This window comes from Dyadobacter sp. NIV53 (assembly GCF_019711195.1).
GTDB lineage: Bacteria > Bacteroidota > Bacteroidia > Cytophagales > Spirosomataceae > Dyadobacter.
Genome location: NZ_CP081299.1, coordinates 5,787,228 through 5,802,471, shown reverse-complemented (window position 1 = coordinate 5,802,471; position 15,244 = coordinate 5,787,228). Strand labels below are relative to the sequence as shown.

12 protein-coding genes are annotated in these 15,244 nt (G+C 39.2%); 1 reads left to right on the top strand and 11 read right to left on the bottom strand.

The features are described 5' to 3' along the window. Positions 1-19 precede the first annotated feature (19 nt). From KZC02_RS24015 to KZC02_RS23985, 7 genes are all read right to left on the bottom strand, one after another. Positions 20-3,619 (bottom strand): SusC/RagA family TonB-linked outer membrane protein, encoded by a 3,600-nt coding sequence (locus tag KZC02_RS24015; protein WP_221390989.1) that lies wholly within the window; start codon positions 3,617-3,619, stop codon positions 20-22. 58 nt (positions 3,620-3,677) lie between these two features. Further along, entirely contained in the window at positions 3,678-4,070 is a 393-nt protein-coding gene (locus KZC02_RS24010) for a DUF4974 domain-containing protein (protein WP_221390988.1), read from the bottom strand. Between the two features lie 53 nt (positions 4,071-4,123). Then, positions 4,124-4,729: a FecR domain-containing protein gene (locus tag KZC02_RS24005; RefSeq protein WP_221390987.1), complete on the bottom strand. Its 606-nt coding sequence runs from the start codon at positions 4,727-4,729 to the stop codon at positions 4,124-4,126. A 121-nt stretch (positions 4,730-4,850) separates the two neighbouring features. After that, positions 4,851-5,483: an RNA polymerase sigma factor gene (locus KZC02_RS24000; protein WP_221390986.1), complete on the bottom strand. Its 633-nt coding sequence runs from the start codon at positions 5,481-5,483 to the stop codon at positions 4,851-4,853. A gap of 533 nt (positions 5,484-6,016) precedes the next feature. Continuing rightward, on the bottom strand, positions 6,017-8,695 hold the full coding sequence (locus KZC02_RS23995) for an ABC transporter permease (protein WP_221390985.1): 2,679 nt from the start codon (positions 8,693-8,695) through the stop codon (positions 6,017-6,019). A 20-nt stretch (positions 8,696-8,715) separates the two neighbouring features. Beyond that, positions 8,716-9,051 carry a PadR family transcriptional regulator gene (locus KZC02_RS23990; RefSeq protein ID WP_221390984.1) on the bottom strand — a complete coding sequence of 112 codons (336 nt, stop codon included), beginning with the start codon at positions 9,049-9,051 and terminating at the stop codon, positions 8,716-8,718. 109 nt (positions 9,052-9,160) lie between these two features. Next, positions 9,161-9,502 carry an SDR family NAD(P)-dependent oxidoreductase gene (locus tag KZC02_RS23985; protein WP_221390983.1) on the bottom strand — a complete coding sequence of 114 codons (342 nt, stop codon included), beginning with the start codon at positions 9,500-9,502 and terminating at the stop codon, positions 9,161-9,163. Between the two features lie 265 nt (positions 9,503-9,767). Between KZC02_RS23985 and KZC02_RS23980 the strand changes: the two genes are divergently transcribed. Then, a complete protein-coding gene (locus tag KZC02_RS23980) occupies positions 9,768-10,046 on the top strand; it encodes a hypothetical protein (RefSeq protein ID WP_221390982.1) in 279 nt (92 codons plus the stop codon). Here the strand turns inward: KZC02_RS23980 and KZC02_RS23975 are convergent. The 4 genes from KZC02_RS23975 to KZC02_RS23960 all read right to left on the bottom strand — a co-directional run bounded on the left by KZC02_RS23975 (position 10,035) and on the right by KZC02_RS23960 (position 15,160). After that, positions 10,035-10,583 (bottom strand): hypothetical protein, encoded by a 549-nt coding sequence (locus KZC02_RS23975; RefSeq protein WP_221390981.1) that lies wholly within the window; start codon positions 10,581-10,583, stop codon positions 10,035-10,037. The genes KZC02_RS23980 and KZC02_RS23975 overlap by 12 nt on opposite strands. Next, positions 10,561-11,964: a helicase-related protein gene (locus KZC02_RS23970; protein WP_221395174.1), complete on the bottom strand. Its 1,404-nt coding sequence runs from the start codon at positions 11,962-11,964 to the stop codon at positions 10,561-10,563. The genes KZC02_RS23975 and KZC02_RS23970 overlap by 23 nt, the downstream gene beginning before the upstream one ends. Then, a complete protein-coding gene (locus KZC02_RS23965; RefSeq protein WP_221390980.1) occupies positions 11,913-14,051 on the bottom strand; it encodes a DEAD/DEAH box helicase in 2,139 nt (712 codons plus the stop codon). Before KZC02_RS23965 ends, KZC02_RS23970 begins: the two co-directional genes overlap by 52 nt. Before the next feature lie 689 nt (positions 14,052-14,740). After that, positions 14,741-15,160: a nuclear transport factor 2 family protein gene (locus tag KZC02_RS23960; protein ID WP_221390979.1), complete on the bottom strand. Its 420-nt coding sequence runs from the start codon at positions 15,158-15,160 to the stop codon at positions 14,741-14,743. Positions 15,161-15,244 lie beyond the last annotated feature (84 nt).

Sequence of the window (15,244 nt, the reverse complement as noted above, 5' to 3'; positions counted from 1 at the left end):
ATTTTTGGTTTCTTAGTTATTATAAGCCGAATTTGATATTAAAACCCATAGTTCTGGGAGCCGGTATTGCCGCTCCCTCCAGACCCTGAATATTACCTGATCCGTAAGCCAGTTCAGATGGGTCTAGATGGGGCATATTCCTGAACAGCAATGCTACGTTACGGGCCACAAGGGAAAAAGAAACACTTGTGAAAGGCGATTTCTGATAAAGTCTTTTAGGGAAAGCATAACCTAATCTCAGCTCTCTGAATTTGATATAGCTCGCATCAAAAACATAAGGCTCCTGAATAGATCCGAATTGTTTGAAATAGTTTTGCGCTTCAACATACTTGGTATTTTCTGAACCATCTGCCAACACTCCTTCGCCACGAACACCACCTCCGTTAGCAACCAGATTTCTCTTGGGTTCTCCTCTATCGTTCAGTCCAACGGTTTCTTTAAACTGACCATTGGTGACACCATTCCGGATTGTTTCTGTAAAAATATCGCCGCCTTTCTGAAAGTCGATCAATGTGCTCAGATTAAATCCTTTATACGAAAAAGTATTGGTAAGTCCGCCTGTAAAGCTAGCCAATACCGATCCCATCACATGCCCGGGTTCTCTGATGTAAAAACCTGTCTGGTCAATCATTTTCTCCCCTTTTTCATTGCGTTTGATCCCAGTCCCGATTAGGGTTCCGTAGGGCTGTCCCACCTTTGCCACAACAGAAACACCATCACGAAATCCAATTTCATAGGTATCCTGTCCTTCTGCCAGTTCAATAACCTTATTTTTGTTTTTTGCCCAGTTAAGTGCAACATTCCATTCAAAACCATTTTCAATTGAAACTGGCGTTCCTGTTAGCATTAATTCAATCCCTTTGTTATTCAGTTTCCCCGCATTGACAACTGCTGCTTTGTAACTGGTTGTAGGAGAAATAGAAAGCGGAATAATCTGGTCCGTAGTTACATTATTATAAAACGTCACATCCAGTCCGGCGCGCTTGTTGAAGAAGCGAAGATCGAGTCCAATTTCGTAACTGCTGGTACGCTCAGGTTTCAGCAACTGATTGTTAAGAGTATTAGGAACGGAATACGCAGGTGAGCTGCCATACGCTATCTGGCTTTCATAAATCAGGCTGGTGCGATAGGGATCTGTATCATTTCCTACCTGTGCCCATCCCGCCCGAAGTTTACCAAAAGACAATACGGTTGACGCCGGCAGCAGGTCAGTAAATACAATACTTGTGGAAAGGGCAGGATACAAATAGGAGTTATTATTAACAGGCAAAGTGGAAGACCAGTCATTGCGCAGTGATCCGTCTACATAAACGATATTTCGGAATCCCATATTAAAACTTCCATAAATACCCGTTGCAGAACGTTCTCTGGTCACATCTGAAATAATCGGCCGGTCGACTGAAGCACTTAAATTGAAGAAGTTTGGTACACTTAAGCCTCCTACTGTTCTACCAAAATTGCGGCTGAATTTAGAGCGCCTCAGGTTTGTCCCCAAATTGGCATTGATATTAAAATCCGAACCTAACTGCTTTGAATACTGCGCCAGGAATTCAAAATTGTTTTCCTGAAACTGTATGACATCCTCTTCGTAGCGATTGGGCTCATAACCGCCAAGTCCTGACCTGTCTTCTCTTCTGTCAGTGTAAAGGTCGGTTCTGGCCCAGCCTGTTAATTTCAGGTCTTTTGAAAGGTTATACGAAAGAGAAACATTACCATAAAGCCGGTCCCTGCTATCGTTGTTATATTCTTCGTAAAGCGTAAAATACGGGTTGTTGTTGAAACTTTGCACCATGTAGGTTTCCGGCCCACGCACGTTCCAGGTCATGTGCCGGTATCTTTCTGATTTATAAACTTTTAAGGTAGCGGGATCCATTTGTCTCTGCGACCAGGTATACCAGTAGGTAAGCACATTGTTAGGTGACCCAGCCAGCCATTCTCCTGTGGCAGGTCTTCCGAAACCAATTGTTTTAATGTAATTGGCCTTAACTGTCGCCGTCAGTTTACTCGTAAGTTTCGTATCAGCACTTAAGCTAAATGTATGTCTTTTGAGTTTACTATTCGGAATAATACCGGTTTGGTACAAATTGGTATAGGAAAGCCGGAACGTAGATTTTTCGGTACTGCCGGCAATCGCCACATTATTACCAAGGTTTACACCTGTATCCAGAAAGTCCTTCAGGTTATTGGGTGCTGCAACCCACGGTGCCGTTTTTTCAAAACCTGGCTCACCCGGGTACATACTCCACCAATGCCTCACCAGCTGGCCTTCGAATTTCGGCCCCCAGCTGTTATTGGCATTTGTATTTACTATTGGCACGCCTTTATAATTATCAAATGTGAGTTTAAAGCCGCCACCGTATTCGTTCTGAAAATCCGGAAGAATAGCTGCCCTGCTGAAAGAGGTAGTTGAGTTAAAAGTTACGCCGATCCCCTTCCCTGTTTCGCCGCTTTTCGTTGTGATCAAAATCACTCCATTGCCCGCTCTGGAACCGTACAATGCCGCTGCACTCGGGCCTTTCAGAATCGAAATGGAGGCAATGTCATCCGGATTGATATCCTGTGCAGCGTTACCGTAATCACGGCCCGGATTACCTGTATTCTGTTGTTCGGTATTGTAGTTGGAATTATCAATGGGTGTTCCATCCACCACAAATAATGGTTGGTTATTACCGGAGATTGAGTTAATTCCTCGTATTGTTATTCTGGACGAACCTCCAATATTTCCCGAGGAGTTAGTGATCTGGACGCCCGCAATTTTTCCTGTAAGGGAATTAACAATATTGGTTTCTCTTGCTTCGTCCATCCCTTCCGGCTTAATTCCCTGAACCGAATAACCAAGAGATCTTTCTTCCCGCTTCACCCCCAATGCAGTCACCACTACTTCACTAAGCAATTTGGTATCCGTAAGGAGTTTAACATCTATAACAGTCTTTTCGCCAACGGTTATTTCCTGTGTCAAAAAACCGACGAAAGAAAATATCAGAACGCTTTCCCGGGATGGTACCTCAATGAAATACACACCATCCACATTGGTACTTGTGCCCGACGCAGACCCTTTAATAATAATATTCAGGCCTGGAAGGGGTTCTCCGTTTGCATCAATAACCCTGCCTTTCACCTCATTTTTCATAGCAGAATTATCAGCAGGACTAATCATGTTCAATTGATCTCTGTCAGAAGGTTTAGACATTTCAATTTGATTCGTCTCTTCTTTCTCTTTTTTACTGGTTTTCTTTTTGATAAAATAAACCCCTTTCTCAACTTTTCCATAAGTAAGGTTGTAGGGTTTAAGCAACGTTTCCATAGCTGTGGTTAAACTCGTAACCCGTGCCCATTGTTCAGATGGAACCGCAAGGTTTTCCAGTAAACCGGATTCGTAGCCAAACACGATTTTGTACTTTATTTCTACTTCATTCAACGCTTGTTTTACACTTACCATCTTTCCCTGATCGCGGTTCGCTTCCCTTTTTTCTGATTTGGATGCCGTTAATGCAGCATAGAATTTCTGTCGCTCACCAGTCTGGGCAACGGCAGTAAGCGTTACCAAAAAACCTAGAATGAACACAATAAGCATCCTTCCCGGGCTTATGCCCGGGCAATTCAATAAATTTGTCCTCATGAGTGATTAAGGTTTGGTTATAAAAGGTTAGATACTATATATACAGGCTAAGCAGTAGTTAATTATTCCCGGTATTTTCCGAAAACAGCAAGATGTTTCCTTTTTTGCTTAATGATAGATCGTGTGTTACACAGATGGTTTTTAAGAGCAGATTCAGGTCTCTATGGGGCATATCCAATGTCAGTACCCTACCTGCAATTGCACCAGAAGTAAATTCAACCTGGTAATTAAAGTTGCCTTCAATTATCCCGGCAATTTCTGACAGCGGGGTATGGTCAAATACAAAACGGCCTGCTACCCATCCACTATATACGTCAGGATTGACTTTACGTTTGGTAACCTTGTTCCCGGAGAAAAAACCGAAATGGACCACTTCAACTAATTCTCCCGGTTCCATATCAATATCATCACCACCGCCAGGGTTGAAAAGGACTTTTCCCTGATTGAGCACAACCTGTGTTTTTTCTTTATGGCTGAGAACATTGAATTTGGTACCTACAACTTTTACACTGCCTGCATCCTGGGTATGGACCAGAAACTGCTGATTATCATTTTGATGTACGACCGAAAAAAAGCTTCTCCTCTCAGGTTTACATTTCTTTCGTTGTCCTTGTCCCAGATTTTATGGTAGGACAAAAATGAATTTGCATTTAAAATTACTTCTGAGCCGTCAGGTAACTGTATCCTTTTTGTTTCCGTAGGCCCGGTTGCATATTTCGTTGTTTTACTGTTTTCGATAACTTTATATGCCATTCCGGCCAGAAATAAAAGCCCGGTCAGAACAGCCGCCCATTGCTTCCAGTTTTTCCATAACGGTGCTGACCGGTGAAGTGGGCTGACTTTAATTGAATTAACTGTTTTGACATTCAATAAGATATTTTCCCATATCTGCTGCTGCACACCATCCTTTGCATGATAATACTGAGGTATGGCAAACCTGATCAGCTGAACGGCCACTTCCACTTCTTTCGCCTTTTCCGGATTTGCACTCAACCAGTACTGCCACAGTTCCGTATTTTCTTCATCAGGATTTAATACCCATCCGATAAATTCAGGATCTGAGGCAAAATCTTCTGCAAGGAATGCTTGATATTGATTAGCCCTATTCATAAGTGATATGCTTTTAATATACAATGGAAGCAAACCGGGCTTTTTACCAAACAAAATCCTAATATCTTATAAAATCACAACAGATTCATTTAATTTTAACAAACAAGACCAAATCGAAACATTATATTGTAAAATAATCATTTTGCAACATACTCATTGGCCATAGAAGACAACTGTATAAATTGGATGGAAAATTGGAAAGTAACTTTTTTAAGACCTCTAGTGCTGCGTGAATTGTATTGTAAACCGTTCGGATTTTCAGGCACATTATGGAAGATACTTCGGCGTAGGATAATTGTTCAAAATAAATTAAGGTAATGGCTTCCCGTTGTCGCGGTGTAAGCTTATCCACCGAATCACGGATTCTTTGCTTCGTTTCCGTTTCCCGCTCGCCGTTAATCATCTCATATTCTGGCGATAGGACAGTTTGATACTCATAATTATTATCTATTTCATTGCCATGCCCGGTAAACGGTGACCTGGCGAGCGAGGCATTTATATGACGCCTGACCGCCTTGATCAGATAATATTTGATAGAATCAGTTGCACTCAGATTACTGTGGCTTTTCCAGATTTCAACGAAAAGATTCTGGATACAATCCTTTACAATGTCCTCATCCTTGGAAATGTGCAATCCGTAGTTATAAAGGGTGGGAAAATATGTCTGATAAATATATTCGAAAGCATTGGGGTTCCCATTTCTGAAATCGTCCCAAATCAATGTATCAGATTGATTTTTATAATGTTTCAACATAAAAATGAGCAATTAATTAATATTTCCTAAATATAGCATTTAGTAGATACGTTTAAAAATTATCTATGCTAATCCGCTAGAATCAAGAATAATTATTTGGTTATTTTTAATTAATGAAATATATACTTGTGTATTTTTAGTCTTACACAGTTTTTATTCGAAATAAATACATCTTTTCCAAAAAATTATGCAATAAACACGTTTCTTTAATTTCAAGGAGTTTAAGCATAAAATTATATGAAATGGCATGCTCTTTTTGCCTGGTAATTTAAGGACATTTTAAGTGTACGGGCTAAAATGATCCAGACAATCAGCTGATGAAATTGTACAGGTTTTGCAAACAACTTGATATAAACTATACCATAACACTTACTGCCTTTTAGAAGAAAACAGGCTATTGCAGGTGAGTTATCTCCTCAGACTTATTTTCATTACAGCTACGATAAATATGTTAGAAAATTTATTATTTCAAATATGGAGCTGGAACTGCGCAGCTTCCCCGGACATGCCGGAGAAGCTGCCTCACCTTGCAATTATTCGCTTCGAAGGCTTTTAACCGGATTCAGCAAAGCCGCTTTGATACTTTGAAACGACACAGTAAAAATGGCAATGGCCATTACCAGGGCAGCTGATACTGCAAATACCCACCATTCGATATGGATTTTATAGGCAAAGCCTTCAAGCCATCTGTTCATTACGTACCATCCTACCGGAGTGGCCACACAAATCGCAATGACAACAAGTTTTAAAAAATCCCTGGAAAGTAGCGTTACTACGCCTGCAATGGAAGCACCCAGGACTTTTCTTATTCCAATTTCCTTGATGCGCTGCTCTGCCGAAAAAAGTGCAAGGCCAAGTAATCCCAGGCTTGAAATCAGGATTGCGAGTGGTGCCAGCAGGTTCGAAAGTTTGGCAATCAGTTGTTCGCTACGATAAAGTTTATCAAATTCCTGATCAAGAAACTGATAACTAAAAGGATAATCAGGGTTGATTTCTTTGTAGACAGCACCGATTCCTGCGAGTGCTTCCCTGGTCTTTCCAGGTTTGGTACGAATAAGAATTACACCAAAATATTCATTTTCCTTTACATCAATAACCAGCGGCTTGATCTTCTCATGCAGCGATTGCGTGTGAAAATCTTTGAGGATACCAATAATATGCCCTTTCTTTTTCCATGCTGAAATCCATTTACCAATCGGATTTTTCAGGCCCATTTGTCTTATGGCCTCCTCGTTGACCAGGAAAGCATCCGTTGAATCAGTTGCCATGTCTTTTGAAAAGTCACGCCCCGCTGCAATTTCCAGGTTCATCAGCTTCACAAAGTCCATCCCTACCGAAGCCGGGCTGAAATACACGGATGCATTTTTCTCTTTTCCCTGCCAGTCAATTGCATCCGCTACGGAAAAACCCATATCATGCGGTGCCTCTGTGGACCGGTCAACCATGGTCACGCCGGCAAGTTGCGAAACACGATTTTTGAATAACAAATAATTATTTTTTGATGACAATTTCCCTTCTATGCGGACATAAATCAGGTCCTGCCGGTCGTATCCCAAATGTGTATTCTGAACAAAACGTGTTTGCTGGGAAATAACAATTGTGGCAATAAGGAGCAGGATTGACATCGCAAACTGAAAAACCGTCAGTCCCTGCCTGAACCACAATCCGCCCTGTGTAAAACGGACCATACCTTTTAAAATCCGCACTGGTTTGAGAGAGGAGAGATATAATGCAGGATAACTTCCAGCTGCAATCCCGGTTAACAGCAGCAGGATGATTAAAAACAACCAAAAAGATGGTTCGGCAATCGGGAAACCGATTTCTTTACCGGTAAGATCATTAAAAGCAGACAGAAGCAAGATTAAAAATACCAGTGAAATAAGCATTGCCAAAAAAGAGAAAAGAAGCGATTCTCCGAAAAATTGCAGCACAAGACTCATTCTGGACGATCCGACCACTTTTCGTAAACCCACCTCCCTCGCCCGTTTCACAGAACGGGCCGTTGACAAATTCATAAAATTGATACAGGCAATAAGCAGTATAAAAAAGCCTGCACCACTAAAAATTCTTACGTATTCAATGCGCCCGCCCTGGGGTTTTCCATCTTCAAAAGAGCCATAAAGATACTGATCCGAAAATTTTATGAGACCTGCACGCCGCTCTACCCCTTTTCTTTTCTCAAGACGTTTCGCCAGATAATTATTGATTTTACCCTCAACTTTGGCAACATCCGCACTTTGGGAGAGTTTCAGATAGGAACGGATTTCATTTGAAGCAAATTCAAGTTTGGTCTTTTGCGCTTCCCAATTGAATAAATAATCAAACCTCAGCGAGCTATTGCGGGGAATATTATCAAAAACGGCGGTAACTTTAAAATTCAGGCGGCTTTCATAACGCATCGTTTTTCCCATGGCTTTGGCCGGGCTTCCAAAGAACATCTCCGCCATTCGTTTTGAAATAGCCACGCCTCCAATGTCATTCAACGCTGTCTCAGCCGTCCCTTCAATAAGCTTATAACTGAAAATTTTGAAGAAATCCCTTCCCGCTCTCGAACCATCCAGTTTTACCTTTTTCTCTCCCACCTGAAATGTTTCCGGATGGCCCCAGGGAAGCTCATAACCCGTGGCGTAGTAAGCCTGATATTCGACTTCAGGAATTGACTCATTCATGTTTTCCAGCGCAAAAGAAGGATTACTTGAACCCGGAGCTACTAGAAAGGAGGTGGAATAGGACCCATTCACTTTTCCATTTGAAGTGGTCGTTTCGTATACCGCAAACAGATCTTGTCCCCTGTCGTGAAAATTATCAACCCGCTTTTCGTCCTGAACCCAAAGGAAAATAAAAAGACAGCATAAGATACCCAGTGCAAGCCCGAAGATATTGATGGCTGAAATGCCCTTATTTTTAACAAGGTTTCGAAACGCGATTTTGAAATAGTTTTTTATCATATAGGGGCCTAAAAAAACCGGTGATGGAAATTCGTTCTTTTGTCTCCTGATGAAGACCGGCCGCATGTAAGCCAATGCTTCTATCAGGTAGCGTCTTTTAGCTTTGTCTTTTCCGTGAACCGATGCCCTGCGGGTGTAGCGTTCCTGAAGGTCACCAAGGACCTGTTCACGCAGGTGTGGCGCAATCAGCCGGTTGAGCAGTGATGTCAGATAACGGGGCGGCTGTCCGGATGCCGGATCCGGGAACTTTTGATTTAATTTCATCGGAGAAGCTTTTTATCTGATCAGTTCCATTCCATGCGAATAGCCGGCAGGATCCGGTCCCAGAATCTGTTACGTACAGCTCTTGACTCTTCCAGAATCCGGCCGCCCAAAGCTGTTACACTGTACAAGCGCTTTCTGCGGCCTCCCCTTTCCGGAGTTGCTTCACCCCAGACTGACCGGAGATACCCTTTTTGCTCAAGGCGTTGCATTGCTGCATGCACGGCACCCGATGTGACCATATTGCCGGTTTCACGCTCAAGCTCCTCGGCAATGGCTATAGTATATGCATTACCTGGTAAAGCAGCAACCGCCAGCATTACCACTTCTTCAAACTCCCCCAAATCGCTTCGTCTCATCGATCAAGTCAGTATTCAACATAAAAAATTTATATAATCTATTTCTGTATAACAAATAGTATGCCAGGATTTAACAGTAGTCTTTTAAGCCCGGAATCGATATCCGGAACTAAACTTTTAATGTGAAATTGTCCGGAATCGGACAAGTAATGTTCGTTTGCGAATTTAGGGGCTTTGAATAATTAGCAGGAATTGCTCCGGACAAATACGTTTCTAAACCGGAGCTTCCGGCTTCAATTCCGTTGCAGATTTCTCTTACAATGTCAGTCGGTTCCGATTTTTGTGTTTTTGTTTCTTCCGGCACCATTTGAGTATTCACATAACCCATGTACACGGCAATCACCTTTATTGCTTTTTCTGAAAGCTCCTCTCTGATTGTTTCTGTCAAAATATGAGTTGCAGCTTTTGAAGCACAACTGTTGTCCGTTGCCACAAGAGTACGGATTTGCATTTGATCTTTTAAATGAAGTGCATTATACAGTACGCTGTTATCGGTAACAATTAGCAATTAAAAACCAGCTGGTAATTTGCTGATGTAGATGGCTGTAACCAATATAGTTGCAATATTGTAGAGTTTTTTTAATGTGAAGTTCTTACTAATTGCCGTTTACAGACCTAGTTTCAAAAACTTCAGACTATGATCCTGTGTGACACATGCCACGGAAAAAAGTCGCACGGATGACAAATTAATATCTCATAATCGTCCCTCAAAACATTTGTCTGATATAGGTCTTCCTCATAATATCTTCTGCCTTTCGCCTCAAAGTATAAATCCGTTAAGTACAAAATCGATTGTTTTATGGAGGGATTGGGATGGAGAAAATTATAGGATTGTGTTCAAAATGGAATTTGAGGAGTTCCCCATTCTGGCTGGCTCTAACAATCAGGGCAAAACTTCACATGGGATTATTAATATTCCGAAAGATTTGAACAAGAATGTAGGTTGGAGATTTGTAAATGATGTAATGCTCTCGCTGGCGGATTTACATCCATAACTTTACTATTGCTAAAAGGCTTATTATTAAGGTTAGTCCGCCAATTATCCAAACAGAAGTTTTCAATATTCTACTTTCAGCCTCAATAAAGTGTCTTAATTCATTGGTGTTTTTCGCAAGCTCATTTTCGAAAATCTGTTTAATTTGGTTTCGCTCGTTCTCAATAAGCTGTTTAATGTTTGATTTATTCTCGTCAAGTTTAATTCTAATTGTACCTTCAAGATCTTTGTAAAACTCTTTGTTCTCCTTCCGGATTTGGTCGGTTCTCTCTTCAAAAAGTTTAGCAAGCTCGGTTCTGTTGAAATTGTTTGTGTTCCCAATCTCAATTAAACTATTGGAAATTTTCTCTTGCTGTACCTTTTGTAGCACATTTATTGCATCAAGGGATTTGCTGTTTTCGTCAAACTGCTTGCTTATTACATTATAGGTTTCAGTTAATTGCTGTAACTTCTTGTAAGCACCTGAAACCTCTTTAAGTTGTTCAACTTCTTGGTTGAACTCTTCAAGAGTTTCATTAAATTTTTGCAAGTTGCTCATATAATTTCTTAGTAAGTTTTTTTAGTTCCTGTAATTTTTGAGAATAAATATCATTGAGCATATATGCTAAATCGTAATATTCTGCAAGTTCTTCTAACATTTCAGGGTAATACCTTGATATGGATTGGTACAATTCCATCTTTTGTTCTTCGGTCAAATGTTTTCCGAGAACTTTCAAGCGATACAAAAAGCCGCTTTGTTCCTCTTTCGTGAAAATTTGCTCAATAGTCGACAGTGAACTTTCAAAACGCTCTCTTCCATCACTGTCTTCATATTCCGTCAATGCCAAACGAACAAAACCACTTAAAAAATTAAGTCCGACACTATTACGGTAACTTTCCAAAAATCGGGCGATACTGTCTTTTAGTTTTTTCAGCTCTTTTTTTCTAATTTCAACATCAACAATTTGGGGAATATGTATTTTTAGTTTTTTCTTTATACCATTTTCTTCAATTTCCTCAGTTGTGAATAACGCTTCAAACCACCGTTCGTAATCCTTCGGATTTTCCGAAATATGTTGAAGTACAAATGTTGTTTCAGAAAAAACAAAATAACTGTCAATTCTTTGCTTGAAAATTTCGCTGTCTTTAAACTCCGAACACCAATCTGAAAGTGTTTTTAAAGATTGTTTTCGACCGTAAGCAATATTCTCAAAAGTCCAATTCAGTAAATACCAAACTGATTTTTCTAAAATTGAATTTTGAGGAATTTTCTCTAAATCCATTTTCACATCTGTGTTCGGCTCATACTTTGTAATGTAATCCGAAACACTTTTTATAATATGGTTTTCATCAAGAGTTTTGAACTGAACTTCAAAATGGTCAATAAAATTCGTTGTCCAGTCGGAAACAATTCCTAAAAGACTTAAACGATAAATTGCTTTTTGTAAAGTGTCGCTATTGATGTGTAAATTGTTGCGAGCATCATTCCAAAAAATCCGAAGTTTTGCGTTTTCTCGGAAATAGTTTGTGATTACACCCAAAATGATTTCAAAGTCTTTTTCAATATCATTTTGCCCTTGTACAAATAAGAAAACTTGTTTGAAAATATCTCTACCTCCAAATCCGACTTCATCACTAATACTTTTAATTTCGGCAAATGTTGTGTCTTTATCAAATAATCGTTTAACTCTTTCTTGGTCGTGAGTTTCAGGCGAATGCAAAACGTAACATTTACCTATCTTATTTTTATTTTCTGATTTTCGTTTGTCCCAACGTCCAGCTCTTCCTGCTTCTTGATACAATGCTTCAACCGAACTTGGTAAACCGTAATGGAAAGTATAATGGATGTTTTGTTTGTCAATACCCATTCCAAAAGCTTTGGTAGCGACTAAAAGTTGATATTTATTTTCTTTAAAATCTTTTGAACTTTTTGTTTGAATTTATTGAATTCATCTCTTACCATTATCGGCTCTGTTCCAATTTTTCGCCCTGTATTTTGGTCTATAACATCACGTTTAGGAATGTCTCCAGAAAACCAACTTACTTTATTTTGATAAATGGTATTTAATGTATTTGAAACCTGATAACAGCCATAAGCACCATTTACATTTGGCGTGAACACCAAACCTGCTTTTTCTTCATCTTCTGTAAAGCTTTCAGTGTCTTTTAATTCTTCAAGAAGTTCTTTTATCTTTTGACTTTTGTTTCCGTTATCGTTGATGACCTTAAATTGCAATTCTTTTCGGCTATAATCTAAGAGAGATTTTATATTTTCATCTTCCAATCGCTGTTTCTGCCTTGAAAACTCTATTTTAATATCTGTCATAACTTTAACAGAAGCCGTTGCAGTTAAGCCAATAAATTTGATTTTACCTTCTCCATTTTCGTCCTTCGGGCTTAACTTGTCTATGGTTTTGGCTAAATTCAAATACGAAGTTCTGAAATCGTGTCCCCATTCTGAAAGGCAATGAACTTCGTCTACAACTGCGTAAGCGATTGAAAAATTAGCGACAATCGCACTTATCTTTTCTCTAAATGATGGAATTTGAAATTTCTCGGGCGAAATCCAAACAAACAAATATCGTCCTTGCTCAAAGTTTTTTTCAACTTCTCTTCTTTCCTCGGCTTCTAAATTACTGTTGATATAATTTACATTCGTAATCAACATTTTTTGCAAATTGTCATTTTGGTCATCCATCAAAGATTTGATAGGACAAACTACAAAATTGATACTTGGTTGAAGCAAACAAGGAAGTTGATAACATAAAGATTTTCCACCACCTGTCGGTAAAAGTCCAATTGTGTCTTTTCTGTTCAATACGTTTGAAACTATTGGAAATTGTCCTTCTCTAAATTTTGATTTGTCGAAAATGTTATCAAGGAAAAACTCCAAAGTAGCTTTGTCTTCATCCGTGATATTGTAATTAATTGGTTCGGTTGTACTAACTCTGAAATAGTTTTTGTCTTTTACAATATCAAAATAATCGGTACGAACAAAAATCACATCGTCACTAATTTTATTTTCATCTGTGTAACGTTTAAATAACGAAAAGTCAATATTTATGGCTTTTGTTGTTGGTTGAAATTTCGTTTTGTCATTCGTAATTGCAATGTTGAAATTTGGCTTTTTGAGTTCTTGTTTGTTTTTAAGTTGCCAAAGTTTATCAATCCAAATGAGTAAATCATTAATTGCCAATTCTGAAAAATTGGGTAACCCTTCGTGACCTAAAATGTTGAAATTCCAATCTTCATCAAATGTCAAATACTTGTGTGTAAGCAACTCAATGAGCAAAACTTGAAAACGGATTATTGCCGTAGGCAATAATTTCGTTTTAATTTCTTCTTCGCTCATTTGGTTTTCTTCTATTTTCGCACAAGCATTTTTGTAGTGGGATAGAAGTTTATCAAATCTTTCAAGATGGTTTAAAATGTTCTCAACTTTCGAAACATAAGAACCATTTTGTAATTCCCTTGTGTCAATTCGTATGGTTGTAATTCCTTTGTTTGATAAAAAGTTATCTCTTGTACTGTCTGAAACTCGGGTAACTTCATCAAGTTTGTGTTGTTGTCCGTCAATTTCAATCACAAGTTTGGCTTGTGGTAAATAAAAATCAACTTGTTGGTTGATAAAGTTTTTATCTTCTTCGCCAATAATTTCATTGATTTGAATTTCGGGAATTAGCAAAGATTGGATAAATGAATATTCTCCAAATTCATTAGGAATAATTCTTTCGAAAAAGTATTTTGCTGGATAATAATTGTTGCCTTTGTCGCCTTTTATTGTGTCGTTCCAAATTGGTGTTTGGTTTGTCGCAAACAAAAAGCGTTCTTCAAAATTGTCAAGTTTATGAATTTCGCCTAATTCAGATTGTAGATACTTTGAAAGAGTTGTAGGAAATCCACGTTGCAGAATGTTTTTTGTCACATACAAGATTGGCAACAAGTCAGCGTCTTTCTGATTTGTTACGAGGTTCTGAATTACAAAATTCGGATTAGTGTACGCGTAGTTTGCCGTGTATTTCTTCATTCAATATTTCTGTTGTCTGATTTTGGCGAGCCTGTCGTTTGTGGTTGAACATAATTATTGCATTAGGCGCAACTTTGTCATTACCACAAGTGTACGGATTTGCACCTGATATTCCAAATGAAGACCAAACTTCAAAATATAGGATGCTCAATGCGCATGGATACGCTAGTTCTACTCCAATAAAATTGTATTCTCCCCAGATCTCTCGTTGTGCGCAGTTTCTAAACTCCTCACTCAAGATGTATTATCTTCTGTGACGGTAATCCACACGAATTCTATCTCCAATAAAACTCTTTGGTGTGTCAAATAATTACCTGCTGATGAATAGCGATATTCCCAAGAATCATCCACCAATATCACTTTAACAGGATTATTAAGAATATAGCAGAGCGTCACATTATGGAAATTATTGATTTTCTGGAAATTGAGTGAAAGCTCCGGAGTTGTATTACGGTGCGCTGCACCTTATGATCGGTACTTTACATTTTTCTACACAAATATTGCGGTGCTCTGCACCTGTTCCGCGGACAAGAGGTGCAGAGCACCGATAATAATTGTAGAAATCAGATGCAGAATTTTTAAAAGGTGCAGCGCACCGGAATAAGTTTGCCAGATATATTGCAACATACCATCAATTACAATCTCCGTTAGACCTAGTTCAGTCAAGCATCATTGCTATCGGACTAACTCTAATACCCCCCCCTCAAATCATTCTCCCAATGCCCAATAATCTTCCCGTCACTCATTCTAAAATCCCGATACCCGTCAATAATTTCAGGCCGAATGCTCTCATTTCCTTTATCACCAAGTAATTTAGTAACAATCCTGATCTTGCAGATCACCAATTCGTCTAGTGTGCTCAGTTCCAGGATTTCGGTATTGTGATAAACTTTTTTTGCCAGTTCTTTCAGGTAAATCAGCAGTCCTGCTTTGCCTTGAAGGGAAGTGAATGGCAGGGAATGATCTGTGAAATCGTCATGTAGGAAATTTGAAATTTCGGTGTGGTTGTTTTCATTCCAGATGGCTTTTATAAATCCTTTCACACATTCAATTTTCGGAAGGCTCGCGGCAAGATTCCCCATATAGTGAGGTACTGAGTTTTGGATCATCTTAAATACTGTTTGGGGTGTAAAGAAAATGACTGGATTTTTTCGGAAACGCTGAGTCGCGTCTGAGAGGGAAGTTTGTAATCA